The organism is Ancylomarina euxina (genome assembly GCF_003863355.1).
GTDB lineage: Bacteria > Bacteroidota > Bacteroidia > Bacteroidales > Marinifilaceae > Ancylomarina > Ancylomarina euxinus.
In genome coordinates, this window is record NZ_QQWG01000002.1 from 296,756 (window position 1) to 312,278 (window position 15,523).

Sequence of the window (15,523 nt, forward strand, 5' to 3'; positions counted from 1 at the left end):
TTTGTATTTTATAAAAATCTATCCACCCATTCTGTTGGAGGCATATTACACGATTGTTGTTTGCCAAACCAGGAATATCGGTTTTGTGCTACTATATCATAAAGCCAATCACAGAATCCTTTGGGAAAATGCCTCAAATGATAGATAGCTTTCCAAGGGTATGTTAAATGTTTAGATATTTTAAAAGCCGCTTCGCTTTTGATGAAAATCTGATTGTTTTCAATAAAAATAAGACTATTCATCGCCTTCTCTTCCCAGTTCAAATGCTTAAGTATCTTTTTTGCTTTTACCGATTGTAAAGGTGAAAAACGTAGATTCGCTTTACGATTATAAGTCAAAAGAAACCTGACCGATGTATTGCATAAATTACAAATACCATCGAAAAGAACGATTGGATGAGATGAATCGGTTATCATATCAAAAATTTATCATTCCTAGAAGAAGATATTAAAAATAAAGCCAACAGCAAGAATTCCTGTTGCGACTACACCAATAAAGATAAGAATCAATGGCATTTTTAAAACCTTTTTCAGAATAATAATCTCTGGCAGAGATAAGCCGATCACTGACATCATAAAGGCTAAAGCCGTTCCAAGTGAAGCCCCTTTTTCTATCAATACACTAACAATAGGAATAATTCCGGCAGCATTGGAATACATTGGGATTCCAATAAGAATGGATAGAGGTACAGAATACCAGGCAGATTTACCCATTAGGTTTGCCATGAAATCTTCAGGAACATAACCGTGAGCAGCAGCACCTATGGCTACACCAATCACGATATAAAGCCAAATTTTCCCAACAATTTCTTTTACGGTTTCAAACCCAAGTTTGATTCTATCTGAGAAAGAAATTTTCGTTTCGTCAAGACCAGATTGTCCTGTTTTCACTTCGAATACCCATTCCTGAATATACTTCTCAAGCTTAAGAACGCCGATAATCCAACCTGCAAAAATGGCAATTAATAGCCCTGTAAGGGTATAAATAATTGCTGTTTTCCATCCGAAAAGACCAACCAGCATAATTAGAGCAATTTCGTTGACCATAGGTGCAGCAATAAGGAAGCTAAAAGTAACCCCCAGAGGCACACCAGCCTCAACAAAACCTAAAAACAAGGGAATGGCTGAGCATGAACAAAAAGGCGTTAAAACGCCTAAAAGTGCAGCCATAATATTACCCATAAAAGTAGATTTGCCCGCTAAAGCTTGTTTGGTTTTTTCAGGAGAGAAATAGCTTCGGATAATACCCACACCAAAAATAACGAGAACTAAAAGTAAAATGACCTTTGGTACTTCGAAAATAAAGAAACGCAGGGTTTCACTCAGGTGACTCTTGGGCATCTGAAAAACAGAATCGATTAGAAAATCGGATATGCTTTGCAGATTGATATAAAGCAGGCACCAAACAGGTAAGAGTATAAGCACTGAAAACAGTTGCTTTTTATTTGTGATTTGTATTGATTTGATCATGATACAGGAATAGCTTAGGCAATAAAGAAGATATATGAGAAATAGAGTCCGGCAAGAATGAAGATGACCGCAGCCACTTTTCTAAACCAAAATTCGAATGCTTTAACCTTATTGTAGAATCCGCCTACACCTGATAAAGTAAAAGCTAATAGGTAGGCAATAATAATAACAGGAAGACCAGTTGCAATAGCGTAAACAAATGGCAGGAATAAACCATCAGGCTGCGAAATACTAATAGGGATCAACATACCGAAATAAAGAATACCACTATATGGACAAAATGCCAGAGCGAAAATGATACCCAACAACAAAGCTCCCCAATAGCTTCCCTTGATCTTTTCGCCATCAAGTTTTTCGGTGATTCGACCAACGCCAGGAAAGTTGAATGAAATGATATCAAGCATGAATACGCCAATGATAATAAGTACAGGACCTAGCAGGCGTTCGCCGTAAGAATGAAAGAATGATGAAACATCGAATTTACTTGCACCAAAATAAAGAATAACACCCAGTACCGTGTAACTAATTGCACGACCTAAGGTGTAAATAAGTCCGCTGATAAATATCTTTTTCTTATCACCTAAGCTTTTGCTGATATAGGCTGTTGCAGTTATATTTGTAGCCAGAGGACAAGGACTTATTGCCGTCATTAAGCCTAAAATAAAGGCTGATAGTATGGGCAGATTACTTTGAGAAAGCAGTTGATCTAAATATTCCATTTTAATGATTTTAACAATAGCGTGTTCAATTTAATTCTCGTAGATTATAAATCCTAAGGTACTTAATTGATGCTAAGTTGTAATGATGAATATTGATATCTGTTACACCCCAATTGAGGTGTAACAGAACCTGAAATTATAGAGATTTCAAGAAAAGAGAATCAGATATCTAGTTATCTGATTTTAGAGTAGATTCCAACTTTTCAAGATAAGCTTGAGGATTATTGATTGCATTACGGAACGCGAAGTTTGTAAGATCTTCAATCTTTCCTGACTTTGCATGTTTGATCATTAAACTAGATCCGGTAGCTTCAAATTCCTTGGCAAGCGATTTGTTTTCTTCTTGATCAATATTTACATCGAAGAATTTAACATTCAATTTCTCAGCAAGTTTTTTTGCTTCAGAACCAACAACCTTGCAGGTTTTACATTTTCTATCGCCATGAAAGTAATAGATGCCAGCAGTTTCAGTAGTAGATTCAGCGACTTTAGTATCGCTACATTTCGAAGGGCATTGTGAGCATTCTGTTTGGCAAGCCGCTTCTTCTACTTTTGCAGTTTCTTCTACTTTTTCAGTTTTTTTAGCATTCGACTGGCATGCGCCAAAACTTAGTGCAAGGGCAAGAACGGCTAGGCCTAAATAATTTTTCATTTTGCTTATTTTTTAGAATTATAAAGATTTGATTAGTTCTTTTATTTCGGATACTGAAGGTACCTTACCACTAAATAATACCTTCTCGTTCACGACTAGGGCAGGTGTAGACATCACGCCATAAGAAAGAATCTTCATCATATCATCCACCTTGGTAATTGTGGCTTCAATGTTTAGTTCTTCGATAGCTTTTTGTGTAGCATCGTGTAGGGTGTTGCATTTTTTGCAACCAGGGCCTAATACTTTTATTTCCATATTTATAAAGTTTATAGAATGCGTTTGCATCCCTAATTACTTGTGTTGAATAATTTCATGCTCAGCCTTAAAAAGTGTTTCAAACACATTGCTAGCCTTTGCCCAATTCTCTTTATTCAGACAGTATTTAATCTTTGGAGGAACAATTTCTCCCTGAATTAAACCGGCTGCTTTCAACTCCTTAAGATGTTGAGAAAGGGTGGAGCGGGCTATCGGCACCTCCTCAGCTAAATCGCCACTGTAACAGCATGATTGCTTTGATAAGAGTTTGCAAATGTAAACTCTCACAGGATGTGAAAGTGCTTTGGCAAAACGAGCCAATTGTTTTTCTTCTTCAGAATAAAATTCGTTATCGGTCATAGTATTTCGCATTTCGTAAAAACACGAAACGAAGTTAAGCTTTTATTTCAAAAATCAAATGGGCTGCTTCTTTTTTCTTAAATTTTAAGATTGCAAATTCAGATAAAGCTTATCTTCGAGCTTAGAATTTTACAGCTGTGATTTTATCAGTAAGAAAAGACAAAAGGATGCACACAAAAAAGGAGCTGAAAGGCCTGGTATACCATAAAATAATGGAAGAACTCGATCGTAAGATTGAGGTGATTAGAGAGGCAATAGCTTCAGCAAAGGACTCTAGAAACAACGATACCAAGAGTAGTGCGGGCGATAAGTACGAAACGGGACGTGAGATGATGCAGATAGAGATAGAAAAGAATGAAGTGCTATTGAACCAGACAGCCAAGCAAAGAAAAGAATTGGCCCGAATTGATACCTCAGAAGAATTCAATAAAGTGGCTTTTGGTAGTCTTGTTACGACGGATAAAGGCACTTATTTTATATCCATTGGCATCGGTAAAATTCAGATCGATGATCAAATTTGTTATGCCATTTCTCTGGCTTCTCCAATTGGCGGTCTGTTAAAAGATAAAGCTATTGGCGATGAGCTTCAGTTTCAGGGGCGGACATTTAAAATAAGAGAAATCATATAATTTGCTAGATCAGCATTGTTTGATGTGAGAAATAAAATGGCCTTATTCTTTTTGATTAATCACAAGTTCTAGATCATTTGTAATTCTTATAAAAAGTATTGTTACACACTTGTTTGGTACCTGTTCTGTTGCAGTTACCTTATGCTTTTGCTTGTAAATATGCTTTCCTCAACTCTTGGGAGATACTTCCTTAGCTCAAGCGATGCATATCTGCAAAGTAGAGAGAGCATTCTGCGCAACGGGGATATGTATCTAAACTCCAAGGGACATTCTCTTTACCCCACAGATTGTATTCTCAGCTCTTGAGATATACATCCTCTACTCTTGGTTGGTACATCCTCTGCTCTAGAGGAATACTTCCGCTGCACCTGTTTGGTACATGTTCTGCTTATGGGGAAGTACTCTGGGGACTAAAGAGAAGTATCTGTAGTGTAGAGAGTACTTCCTCTGTATGTTAGATATGTGTCTATACTCTGCAGACTGTATCTAAGCACTTCAGATATGCCATGCAAGTCCAGAGGAAGGCTTATTCTTCTGTTCAGAGGTTTGTATATATGCTGGAGGTATCTATCTGAATAGCTGCGGAAGTTGCTTATTGCTAGCGTATGAATGTTGTCAGATGCCCTACAATCCATATTACCCTTGTGCAGACAGGGATTGTTTCCAAGTTTTTAATCGGTATTATGCCCTTTGAAATTCACCCAACCTTGATGAAAATCGTATAAAGCAAAGGGCCGATTCAAATCTATTTTGAAACAGCCCCTTTTTAATCATATTCAAATTAGATTAAAAAACCAATAATGGTGCAATAAACCCAATACTAAATCTTCCTGTATTTCTATCTGCCGCTGAAAACTGAGTTTCTGAATAACTAGAGTAGTTGTATTTTCTGGCTACATAACTGACATAAAATCTAAGGTTTAGATCTTTGAAAGGCGAATACTCTACGGTAGGAATTAATCCATAGGTCGTAACCAATTTCTCATTTGAATTACCGTTAGATTTAGCATATGTATTGTTTGTCATAACAGTTAAAAGTATGTTAACGTTAGGCTGAATTTTATATTCTGCTCTCAACCAATGTTCAATATACTTAACATCTTCTGCCGGAGCTTGAAAGCCTGAGGTAATGATATTCGAAGCAATCCCTTTATTATCTAAAGCTTCGAAACTGTATTGAAAATCATACATAAGTGTCAAATTATTTGACTTGTACTTATTACCTAATACAAAATAGTGCATCACTTTGTTCTTAGCTTCAGTGAAGTAACTGTAACTATAAGCTGTTTTTATTTTCCCTTCAAATAAGCTTCCTCTCCAGGAAGATACAAACGCCAAAGGTGCTTTCGCAGCTGTAAGCCCAGAAATATCATATCCTTCATATTGAACATCTAACGATTTTGTTCTCGTATTTAATGCTTGAAGACCAAATGTGTTTTTTCCGTCTTTTAAAGTATGAGAAATAGTTGCACCTATCAAATAGTTGTCTGCATATTCTATAAGGTCATTATATTCTAAAATATCAATCGGATTTAAATCCAACTCCATTCCACCCCAATCAGTAGATTGTTTACCTAATGTAAGTTTAGTTTGAGGTGAAAGTGTGAAAACTAAATAAGCAAGATCAGTTGATCGACTCATATTGTCAAGATTTCCCACTTTATGCTCGCGAGTATATCTGTCTCGAAATCTGAAACTTACCTTTTCATGTATTTTACCTTTAATTTCCAATCGGAATTGATTGGAAGAAAAGTTAGAACTTTCATAATCTCCCTCTTCAAATTTATTATCAAATGCCAAACGGGTATTAAAAATAACATCAACATTTTTTAATAAAGATTGTTTTTCTACAGGAATTAATGACTGGTACTCCAAGTCTGATTTATTTTCTTGTTTTTGCGCAACTGCAAAAATTGGCAGCAAAACAACTACTATATAAACAAAATATTTTTTCATCTTTTCATGAATTTTATATTTATCGTATAGGTAGCTTAACTATAAGAACTGCAAATTCAATCCAAAACAGAAGCTCAGAAATTTAATTTTCACCACTTTTGATTGTAAACTGAAAGTGAAGTTTCTAAACAAGGAGTCACAAAAAGAAGACTCCTTGTTTTTTTTAAATTTAATGTTAATAGTCGAAAAAGTTAGTTTGAATTTTAGCGCGATCACTCGTTTCCATTAAAGATAACATCAATAAAATTCTTGCTTTTTGAGGATTCAGATCATCTCCAACAACAAAACCAAGTGCAGCATCATCTACTTCATTAAACAATGTTGTTCTACCTGATCCCGTTCTATTAGAACGACAAACAATAATGCCTTTTTTAGATGCCTTTTCAAGAGAATTACCAACAGCCGCATTAAAATTACCATTCCCCATTCCAGCATAAACAATCCCCTTAACGTTTGTATTCAATAGGGCATCAACTGTAACCGGACTAGCATCGGCATATCCGTATATAATTTCGACTTGAGGTAAAGAGGTCGCTTTGGTTACATCGAATTTTTTTACAGGATTACGTAATGATTGATAATAGTAATTTACTTTCCCATCATATATTAAACCAATTGGACCGAAATTGCGGGAATCAAAAGTTGACGTACTCGTAGTAATTGTTTTTGTTACATCTCTACCATCAAAAACCAACTCATTCATTGCTACTACAACGCCTTTACCCTGACTATTAGGATCTGCAGCAACGATCACTGCGTCTAATAAGTTTTTATTGCCATCTTGACTCATTGCTGTAGAAGCACGCATAGCCCCAACTAATACCACTGGCTTGTCAGACAATGCTGTTAAATCAAGAAATGTAGCTGTCTCTTCCATCGTGTCAGTACCATGAGTAATGACAATAGCGTCTGCAGAATCTTCTTCAAAAATCTCATTTATTCTTTTTGAAAGTTTCAACCAAACTTCAACACTCATATCCTGACTACCAATTTTAGCAATTTGTTCTCCTTTAATTTGGGCTTTATCGTGAATTTGAGGTACAGCACTTAATAAAATATCAATCGATAATTTCCCAGCAGTATAAGCAGCTTTAGTTGCTGATTCTCCTGCACCTGCAATAGTACCTCCAGTTGCAAGAATGGTTACTCTTGGCAATGTCTTAGTCATTTTCTTTTTAGTTTGAGCCTGCGTTTGTAATGTGAAAACAAACAAAAACAGTACTAATACGCCCTTTTTTATTACACTAGTTTTCATAATTAATAAGTTTTAAATTTATTATTGGTTCTGCCGCTTCTCTTCATTATTTTATCCCATCTCATTTCGATTTAGTTGTTTACAATTATTTGTCTTCATATTTTGATTTATCCAATCCAGTCATATTCTTTGGTGATAATAACACCTTTATTTGTTGCTCTGTGAGCAGTTTTTTCTCTCTTACCAATTCTAAAATTCCTTTACCCGTCGCTTTGGCTTCTTTGGCTAATTCATCACCAACATGATGCCCCAAGACAGGATTTAAAGCGGTAACAATACCAATAGTGGTTTCTAAATTTCGTTTATGAACTTCCTCATTAACAGTAATGCCATCAATACATTGAATTCGAAAAGTTCTCATCGTATTGGTCAGTATTTTTTGTGATTCAAAAATAGAAAGCCCCACAACTGGTTCGTATGCATTCAATTGTAAATCACCATCAGATGCTGCAATATTTACAGTTACGTCATTTCCAATAACACGGTAGCTCACAAAAGCCATCAATTCGGGGATTACCGGATTTACTTTTCCAGGCATAATAGATGAACCAGGTTGTCTTGCTGGAAGGTTAATCTCAAATAAACCATTCCTTGGTCCCGATGACAGAGTAATTAAATCATTTGATATCTTCGACAAGGTTGTAGCTAAGGTTTTTAAGGCCGAAGAATACACTACAAATCCTTGCAGACTAGACGTAGCTGCAATCATATCATCAGCATTAACCACATCATAACCCGAAATTTTTCTAAGATGTTCAATCACATATTTGTCATAACCTTCAGGTGTATTCAAACCTGTACCAATTGCTGTACCACCCATGTTAAGGACCATTAGGGATTTACTTGCATGTTCAATATTAGCAATATCCCATTCCAACATTGCAGCAAAAGAATGAAATTCCTGCCCAACGGTCATGGGTACGGCGTCCTGGAATTCAGTACGACCCATTTTCACGATATCGATATTTGCATGACCCAATTTTCTGAAAGAATTTTTCAGTTCATTAAGCTCTTTTACTAAGCGATCATTATGCAACAACATACCCAACTTTAATGATGAAGGATATGTATCATTGGTTGATTGCGACATGTTCAAATGATCATTAGGAGAAATCTTCTTATATTTCCCTTTCTGTTGTCCGGACTTTTCAAGTGCAATATTCGCTAATACCTCATTGACATTCATATTTGTTGATGTACCCGCACCTCCCTGATATAGGTCAATATTAAACTGATCAAGAAAATTTCCGGCAATTAATTCTTGACATGCATCTTCAATCGGTTTCAAAATTTCCGGCTTCATTTTTCCGGCTTCCGTGTTTGCCTGAGCACAAGCTAATTTCACCATTCCCCATGCCTTAATAAAGTCTGGATAATCATTTATATATTGGCCAGAGATCTGAAAATTCTCCATTGCTCTTGCAGCTTGCGCTCCGTAGTAGGCGTCTTTGGGAACTTTAATATCACCCAACAAATCTGTCTCAGTTCTATACTCCTGCGAAAACCCATTAAATATAACACAGCAAATAAGAAGCAAGCTTAACAAAATCGTTCGTTTAATTACATTTTTCATCGTTTTGGGATTTAATAATTAGATATTTATGCAATATAGGTTATGAGTAGAGCAATAATGACTGCAGAAAATGTTGTCACCAATCCAGGAAGCATAAAACTGTGATTCACTAATCGGTTTCCAATTTTGGTAGTTCCGGTTTGGTCAAAAGAAATAGCCGCCAATACTGTTCCATAGGTTGGAAGCACAAAGTATCCGTTTACAGCGGGATAAAGGGCTATTAAGAGTTCTGCATCAAGTCCCAGGGCCAAACCAACTGGCATTAAAGTAACGACTGTAGCTGCCTGGCTAAAAAGCATAATTGATAAGGTAAATAAACCAAAACCAAACACCCATTGATAGCCTTCTATTGCCTGGGAAATACTTTCAACAATAACGAATCTGTTTCCTTCAAAAAATGAAGAACCCAACCAGGCAATTCCTAAAATCGAAATCAGAGCCACAACACCACTCTTCATAATGCTTCCTCCGACTGCCTTTCCAGCCTTTGCCTTAAAAACGATCATAATTATACCCCCTATAGCCAACATGATGATCATTATGGCAGGTCCCATCCCAATTTGATCTTTTGTAAGTTCTCCATCAACGATCCATTCATAAGTAGGTCTTAATTCAGGAAACATGCCAATAATAACGATCATTATAATGGCGAAAAAAAACATATAGGTAGACCCCTTGGCATTATTTAACGTTTTTTTATCTGGAGTTTTTGTCGCTTCTAAGGCTATAATTTTTCCATCTTTCAATCTTTGTTGATAGATAGGATCATTAACTAATTCTTTGCCTTTTTTAAGAACCGTTATTGAGCCAATAACAACAGCTATTAAAGTGGAAGGAATAATGACCACCATCATCTGAGGAAGACTCACTCCCATAACTGATAAAATACCAATCATGGCCACTGTTGAAGCAGAAATTGGAGAAGACACAAGCCCCTGCATGGCTGCAATCACCGTCATGGCCATTGGCCTTTCCGGTCGAATACCTGATTTTCGTGATATCTCAGAAATGATGGGTAATAATGCGTAAATGACGTGTTGGGTTCCAGAAGCAAGGACAAGAATATAGGTTACCAAAGGCGCAACCAAAGTTATGTTCTGAGGTCGTTTTCGCATGATTTTCTCTGCCACCCCAACTAGAAAATCAAGCCCTCCAGCAGCCTCCATAGTAGAAAGGGCCGTAATCACAGCAAGGATCATTCCCAATACAATTATAGGGGGGCTTCCAACAGGTAATTTAAAAACAAATATAAAAATGACCAATCCAATACCAGCCATTGTTCCCATTGCAATTCCACCAATTCTGGCACCAATAACGATAATTGCCAAAAAGATAATCAATTCAAACCAAAGCATCTTATTAAGTTTTAATTCGTTAAAAACTTAAACTATGTTCGTTCAATACTTAAGATTAAAAAAAAACGATAAGTATGATACAAATACCATTAAAGTTTTATGATTAGGTTAATCGTATGAATTTGCCGTTGCGACGGTTTTTTTCATATAACCTATAGCTTTTATGAATAGTGCTTTTTTGAGATAGGAATGCCCGTAATAATAAATTTTTCTACTGCCTTAAAAGTTTGAATGCCATAATGTAAATAATCTACAATATCTAATTAGCTTAAAAAACCATGCTCTTTCCTTGTAATTTTTATAGTTAAAGTTTTTTATTAAAATTTACAATTCAAACTAGCATATCAACTCGGTTTATTAAGGCAAATCCAAGTTAAGGATTCTACTAAAAAAACACAACTAATTTTTCTAATGAACTTTTACTAAGGATTTACCCCTTTTTTTTTAAGCGGTATTAATACACGATTTAAGGATTGCATAATTCTCACTGTTCGAGGGAAAATAATTTTCTGTGAGGTCTGGATTCTTGTGACTTTAGGCTTGAGCCTTAATGTCCTATTTGTCCTCTGGTCCTTTACCGTTAGCTTCACGAAGACTTTTAGTTCGCTGGACTTCGTCATATTGCTCAAAGGAGGTATACTGCTATTACAACTATCTTTTCGAGGATCAAATTTGTGATACCATTTCTCTGGCTTCTCCAATTGGCGGTTTGTTAAAAGACAAAATTGTTGGCGATGAGGTGCAATTTCAGGGGAGAGGTTTTGTGATAAAGTAGTGGGTTAGTCTACAGTTTTCTTTTGTTGGGCAAATTATTTGTTTGTATAACCTAGGCAGTATTTATCAACTCTAATTATTTGCGTGTAGTTTTTATTTCGCTGCATGGAGGGGCTATTTCGGAGCGGGTCAAGTCCGTTACGTTTGTTTTTAAGTCCATTTCATTGCGTGCTGGGTGCATCTCGTTTGCTTTAAGGACTATTTCGTTATCATTCTGCAGTAGTTCTCCATTCTTGTGTAGGCTCTATTGATAACTCTGTGTCAAAGTGAATTCATAAAGAATATACCTTAGAGCCATGCCAAAGAAATTATATGATGAGTCCTTTATGGAAAAAGCGATACAGGGAATACTAGGGATTTTATTTGCGATCATTTGTGGAATCGGCTGATATCCTGTGGATCGTATTTATCTATATGGCTTTTATCTTTAGAATCCGAAGGATTCATATGTTTTAGAGAGGGATATATTTAAGGTATACGACTCCTTCGGTGTCGTATAATGCTGAGGGGTTGCCTATGGATATATGCATACAATCCTTTCTGGATTGGCATTGGATAAAAGAGGTTTTTATAATATGTTTATGAGCCTGCGACTAACTACCGCTGCGAAACCTTACAGCAGCTGATAATATCAATTGTTATGGGGTTCAATCCATAGCCAAAATAAAAGGATCACCGATTATTATCGATGATCCTTTTATTTTAATATAATGATTGCTAATAAAAGCAATGATTTTATCTTAACTGAGCGTTTAATTGCTTTTCGTAACTCTTAATTAGCTTCTGCATGATTTTATCAATCTGCTTATCAGTCAATGTTTTATCAGTGTCCTGAATAATAAAACTTACTGCATATGATTTTTTATCAACGCCTATTTGCTCACCTTCGTAAATATCAAATAGAGTAACTGATTTCAATAAGTTTTTCTCACAATTGAAAGCAATGCTCTTGATTTCAGCAAAGCTTACGCTTTTGTCAATCAATAGAGCAAGGTCACGCTTTACAGCAGGATATTTGGTCAATGGTACATAGCTAAGCTTGTTTTTAGTAGCTTCAGCCAAAAGGGTTTCCCATTTGAAATCGGCATAGTAAACAGGGATATCGATGCCCATGTTTTTCAGCAATTTGCCATTGACCATACCCATCTCAACCAATACTTTTTTCTTCAGGCCGTAAGTTAAGCCTTCAGTGAAAATATCACTCTCTGTTTCACTAATTCTAAGTTTTTCTATATTAAAACCTAAACGCTTTAGAATATTCTCTGTGTAGGCTTTCATGTGGAAGAAAGTTGTTGGCTCTTCCTTAAGGTTCCAGTTGGTAGATGCCTTGGCACCACACATAAATAATGACAAGTGCTGATTCTCGAAGTAATTATTTACTGGATTCTCATTCTCCTCATTAACGATATGATGGTACGATTTACCAAACTCGTATAATTTAAGATCTGCATTCTTACGGTTAATGTTGTATGCTACAGCTTCCAAACCACCAAATAATAAGGACTGACGCATGGCATTAAGATCGGAACTCAATGGATTCTTAATACGCACCGTATGATCTTCTTGAATACTCTCTAAGCCTTCGTAATAGCTAGCTTTAGAAAGTGAGTTATTCATGATTTCGTTGAAACCACCATAGCTAAGCATATCTGAAAGCATATTTTTAAGCTTGTGCTCATCTGGTTTTGGAGCATAACTTAAAGACGCATTTACTTTGTTAGGCACTTCAACATTGTTAAAACCATAAATACGTAAAACTTCTTCAACGATATCAGCCTCACGTGTTACATCAACACGGTAAGGAGGTACCAATAAGCTCAGCTGATCACCATCAATTTTGTCCACTTTAATTTCTAAAGCTTCAAGAATTTTGATAATGGTTTCCTTGCCGATTTTTTTACCAATCAAACCTTCGATTCTTGCTACATTGGCTTCAACTTTAAAGTCTGCAATTGGGTTTGGGTAAATATCAATTAGGTCTGATGAAATGGTTCCACCAGCAATTTCTTTAATTAATAGGGCCGCTCTTTTCAAAGCATACACTGTATTGTTTGGATCTGTTCCACGCTCGAAACGGAAAGACGCATCGGTATTTAAACCTTGACGACGAGCCGTTTTACGTACATATACAGAATCAAAATAAGCCGACTCAAGGAAAATATCGGTTGTTGCATTGCTTACTCCTGATTCGATACCACCGAATACACCTGCGATACACATTGGCTTTTCAGCATTGCAAATCATCAAGTCGTTTTCGTGCAATTCACGTTCTACCTCGTCAAGTGTTGTAAACTTGGTTTCAGCAGGTAATGTTTTCACGATAACTTTTCCACCTTTTACATTGGCGTAATCGAAAGCGTGTAAAGGTTGAGCGGTTTCAAACAACACAAAGTTGGTAATATCTACAATATTATTAATTGGCTTAAGTCCGATAGCCTTTAAACGGTTTTGTAACCATTCTGGCGATTCAGCTACTTCAACTCCACTAATGCATATCCCTGAGTAACGAGGGCAAGCCTTTTCGTTCTCAACAATTACTTCGATAGCTGTGTTTGTATTTTCTACTTTAAAATCCTCAACAGATGGAATTTTATAGTCAATATCTTTTTGTTGCTTCAGGTAAGCTGCCAAATCGCGAGCTACACCAATATGGCCAGCACCGTCAATACGGTTAGGAGTTAAATCAATTTCAATGCAAGTGTCGTCCTCAATATTGAAGTATTCTTTTGCAGGCGTACCCACAACAGCATCAGCATTCAATACCATAATACCATCGTGACCTTGTCCTAAACCAATTTCATCTTCGGCACAAATCATTCCCAAAGACAATTCGCCTCTGATTTTCGATTTTTTGATAACAAAACTCTCATCGCCATCGTATAGAACAGTTCCCACTGTGGCTACCACTACCTTTTGTCCGGTAGCGATATTTGCAGCACCACACACAATTGGTAATAACTCTCCTGAGTTTACATCGACAGTGGTTATATGCAAGTGATCAGAATCTGGATGTGGAATACAAGTTTTCACTTCTCCAATTACCAAGCCTTCAAGGCCGCCTTTTATTGATTGGATATTTTCAATACCACCAACTTCAAGACCAATTTGAGTTAAAATGTTATCCATTTCAGCAAGCGTTAAATCTACATCTATGTAGTCTTTCAGCCATTTGTACGATATCTTCATTGTATGAGGGTTTTATACAGATAATTTCATTGATTGGGAAAATAAAGTCTCAGCCAAGCTCTTGTTCACATTCGAATTCGAACTTCAAGATTGTTATATAATCATCTATTTTCAAGCTTACAAAAGTAGGAATTTTAAGGCAAACAACAAGAAGAATTTTTAATATGCATTTCTTCTATCTTCAAGCATAATTCGATATCTTTGTCTGTCTTACAAAATAGATCGAAATGAATCATATAAATACGAAGCCTCTAATACTGGTAACCAATGACGATGGGGTAAATGCAAAAGGCATTACAGCTCTTTATGAGATGGTTAAAGGGTTTGGAGAGATTTACATAGTCGCACCCAATAGGGCGAATTCTGGAAAATCAAATTCCATTACAGTTGAAGTACCTATACGAATCCGTAAGATTAAAGATCAAGATGATCTGAAAGTTTTTTCTTGTAAGGGAACTCCTGTTGACTGTGTTAAGTTAGCTTTAAATAAGATTGTACCTCGTCAACCCGATTTTGTTGTTTCAGGCATTAATCACGGCGCGAATACTTCGGTAAGTGTGCTGTATTCTGGAACTATGGGAGCAACCATAGAGGGGTGTCTTGCAGGGATACCTTCACTTGGTTTTTCTTTAGATAGTTTTGACGGTAAGGCTGATTTTTCTCAATGTATTAAATATGGTCGTAAGATATTTGAGAATGTGGTGAAAAATGGACTACCTCGAAGCATTTGTTTGAATGTGAATTTTCCTGATGGTGATATCAAAGGTGTTCGGGTATGCCGTCAGGCTGATGGTATGTGGAAAGAAGAATTTGATCATCGCAAAGATCCTTTTGGGGGTGATTACTATTGGTTGACTGGTCATTTTAAAAATGCGGAACCTCAAGCCGAAGATACCGATGAAAGTGCGATTAAAGAAGGATACGCTTCAGTTGTCCCAACTCAGATTGATATGACAGCTCATCATGTTTTAGAGAACCTTAAAACTTGGGATTATGAAGTCATTGATTAATAATTCTTACGTTGGTGCTTTTCTGGGTTTTGTCGTTCCAATCCTATCTATTTTAATTGCTTATCTGGTTAATTTTCGTGAGGAAATGACAGTTTCTCAATTTATTGATGGCGTATTGGTTCTTAAAATCTATGCTAAGATGATGGCTGTAGCCGTTTATTTTGGTAATGTGGTTTGCTTTTTCCTTTTCATTAAATTGGATTGGCTGAAAGCCGCTCGCGGAGTCCTTCTTGCAACCATCGTTTATTCCTTTATCGTACTTATTTTTCGTGTAGGATTGTGATGAATTGTGGATGTGACAATGTGGTGAGGTGATGATTCGGTTATAGC

14 protein-coding genes are annotated in these 15,523 nt (G+C 36.3%); 3 read left to right on the plus strand and 11 right to left on the minus strand.

Annotation, left to right across the window (positions count from 1 at the left end):
* Window positions 1–8: 8 nt before the first annotated feature.
* From DWB61_RS03460 to DWB61_RS03485, 6 genes are all read right to left on the minus strand, one after another.
* Complete coding sequence (locus DWB61_RS03460; protein ID WP_125029494.1) at window positions 9–416, minus strand: thiol-disulfide oxidoreductase DCC family protein; 408 nt, start codon at window positions 414–416, stop codon at window positions 9–11.
* 18 nt (window positions 417–434) lie between these two features.
* Window positions 435–1,469: a permease gene (locus DWB61_RS03465; RefSeq protein WP_125029495.1), complete on the minus strand. Its 1,035-nt coding sequence runs from the start codon at window positions 1,467–1,469 to the stop codon at window positions 435–437.
* Between the two features lie 14 nt (window positions 1,470–1,483).
* The gene (locus tag DWB61_RS03470; RefSeq protein ID WP_125029496.1) at window positions 1,484–2,188 is read right to left on the minus strand and encodes an aromatic aminobenezylarsenical efflux permease ArsG family transporter; all 705 of its coding nucleotides are present in this window, start codon (window positions 2,186–2,188) and stop codon (window positions 1,484–1,486) included.
* Window positions 2,189–2,357: 169 nt separating this feature from the next.
* Window positions 2,358–2,840, minus strand: a complete 483-nt coding sequence (locus DWB61_RS03475) for a nitrophenyl compound nitroreductase subunit ArsF family protein (RefSeq protein WP_125029497.1) — start codon at window positions 2,838–2,840, stop codon at window positions 2,358–2,360.
* Between the two features lie 18 nt (window positions 2,841–2,858).
* A complete protein-coding gene (locus tag DWB61_RS03480) occupies window positions 2,859–3,095 on the minus strand; it encodes a thioredoxin family protein (RefSeq protein ID WP_125029498.1) in 237 nt (78 codons plus the stop codon).
* Between the two features lie 36 nt (window positions 3,096–3,131).
* Complete coding sequence (locus DWB61_RS03485; protein ID WP_197091159.1) at window positions 3,132–3,455, minus strand: ArsR/SmtB family transcription factor; 324 nt, start codon at window positions 3,453–3,455, stop codon at window positions 3,132–3,134.
* Between the two features lie 167 nt (window positions 3,456–3,622).
* Between DWB61_RS03485 and DWB61_RS03490 the strand changes: the two genes are divergently transcribed.
* On the plus strand, window positions 3,623–4,084 hold the full coding sequence (locus DWB61_RS03490) for a GreA/GreB family elongation factor (protein ID WP_125029500.1): 462 nt from the start codon (window positions 3,623–3,625) through the stop codon (window positions 4,082–4,084).
* Window positions 4,085–4,870: 786 nt separating this feature from the next.
* Here DWB61_RS03490 and DWB61_RS03495 read toward each other — a convergent pair.
* The 5 genes from DWB61_RS03495 to pheT form a co-directional block, all read right to left on the minus strand.
* Window positions 4,871–6,040 carry a porin gene (locus DWB61_RS03495; RefSeq protein ID WP_125029501.1) on the minus strand — a complete coding sequence of 390 codons (1,170 nt, stop codon included), beginning with the start codon at window positions 6,038–6,040 and terminating at the stop codon, window positions 4,871–4,873.
* 175 nt (window positions 6,041–6,215) lie between these two features.
* The gene (locus DWB61_RS03500; RefSeq protein WP_125029502.1) at window positions 6,216–7,295 is read right to left on the minus strand and encodes a type II asparaginase; all 1,080 of its coding nucleotides are present in this window, start codon (window positions 7,293–7,295) and stop codon (window positions 6,216–6,218) included.
* Window positions 7,296–7,380: 85 nt separating this feature from the next.
* Window positions 7,381–8,868, minus strand: coding sequence for an aspartate ammonia-lyase (locus tag DWB61_RS03505; RefSeq protein WP_125029503.1), 1,488 nt, complete (start codon window positions 8,866–8,868; stop codon window positions 7,381–7,383).
* A gap of 26 nt (window positions 8,869–8,894) precedes the next feature.
* On the minus strand, window positions 8,895–10,223 hold the full coding sequence (locus DWB61_RS03510) for an anaerobic C4-dicarboxylate transporter family protein (protein ID WP_125029504.1): 1,329 nt from the start codon (window positions 10,221–10,223) through the stop codon (window positions 8,895–8,897).
* Window positions 10,224–11,732: 1,509 nt separating this feature from the next.
* The gene (gene pheT / locus DWB61_RS03515; RefSeq protein WP_125029505.1) at window positions 11,733–14,183 is read right to left on the minus strand and encodes a phenylalanine--tRNA ligase subunit beta; all 2,451 of its coding nucleotides are present in this window, start codon (window positions 14,181–14,183) and stop codon (window positions 11,733–11,735) included.
* Window positions 14,184–14,410: 227 nt separating this feature from the next.
* Between pheT and surE the strand changes: the two genes are divergently transcribed.
* Both surE and DWB61_RS03525 read left to right on the plus strand, forming a co-directional pair.
* Window positions 14,411–15,193, plus strand: coding sequence for a 5'/3'-nucleotidase SurE (gene surE, locus DWB61_RS03520; RefSeq protein WP_125029506.1), 783 nt, complete (start codon window positions 14,411–14,413; stop codon window positions 15,191–15,193).
* On the plus strand, window positions 15,177–15,476 hold the full coding sequence (locus tag DWB61_RS03525; RefSeq protein ID WP_125029507.1) for a hypothetical protein: 300 nt from the start codon (window positions 15,177–15,179) through the stop codon (window positions 15,474–15,476). Before surE ends, DWB61_RS03525 begins: the two co-directional genes overlap by 17 nt.
* Window positions 15,477–15,523 lie beyond the last annotated feature (47 nt).

Coding starts and splice junctions, on each gene's coding strand:
- DWB61_RS03460 (WP_125029494.1), bottom strand. CDS start 416: ATGATAACCGATTCATCTCATCCAATCGTTCTTTTCGATGGTATTTGT.
- DWB61_RS03465 (WP_125029495.1), bottom strand. CDS start 1,469: ATGATCAAATCAATACAAATCACAAATAAAAAGCAACTGTTTTCAGTG.
- DWB61_RS03470 (WP_125029496.1), bottom strand. CDS start 2,188: ATGGAATATTTAGATCAACTGCTTTCTCAAAGTAATCTGCCCATACTA.
- DWB61_RS03475 (WP_125029497.1), bottom strand. CDS start 2,840: ATGAAAAATTATTTAGGCCTAGCCGTTCTTGCCCTTGCACTAAGTTTT.
- DWB61_RS03480 (WP_125029498.1), bottom strand. CDS start 3,095: ATGGAAATAAAAGTATTAGGCCCTGGTTGCAAAAAATGCAACACCCTA.
- DWB61_RS03485 (WP_197091159.1), bottom strand. CDS start 3,455: ATGACCGATAACGAATTTTATTCTGAAGAAGAAAAACAATTGGCTCGT.
- DWB61_RS03490 (WP_125029500.1), top strand. CDS start 3,623: ATGCACACAAAAAAGGAGCTGAAAGGCCTGGTATACCATAAAATAATG.
- DWB61_RS03495 (WP_125029501.1), bottom strand. CDS start 6,040: ATGAAAAAATATTTTGTTTATATAGTAGTTGTTTTGCTGCCAATTTTT.
- DWB61_RS03500 (WP_125029502.1), bottom strand. CDS start 7,295: ATGAAAACTAGTGTAATAAAAAAGGGCGTATTAGTACTGTTTTTGTTT.
- DWB61_RS03505 (WP_125029503.1), bottom strand. CDS start 8,868: ATGAAAAATGTAATTAAACGAACGATTTTGTTAAGCTTGCTTCTTATT.
- DWB61_RS03510 (WP_125029504.1), bottom strand. CDS start 10,223: ATGCTTTGGTTTGAATTGATTATCTTTTTGGCAATTATCGTTATTGGT.
- pheT (WP_125029505.1), bottom strand. CDS start 14,183: ATGAAGATATCGTACAAATGGCTGAAAGACTACATAGATGTAGATTTA.
- surE (WP_125029506.1), top strand. CDS start 14,411: ATGAATCATATAAATACGAAGCCTCTAATACTGGTAACCAATGACGAT.
- DWB61_RS03525 (WP_125029507.1), top strand. CDS start 15,177: ATGAAGTCATTGATTAATAATTCTTACGTTGGTGCTTTTCTGGGTTTT.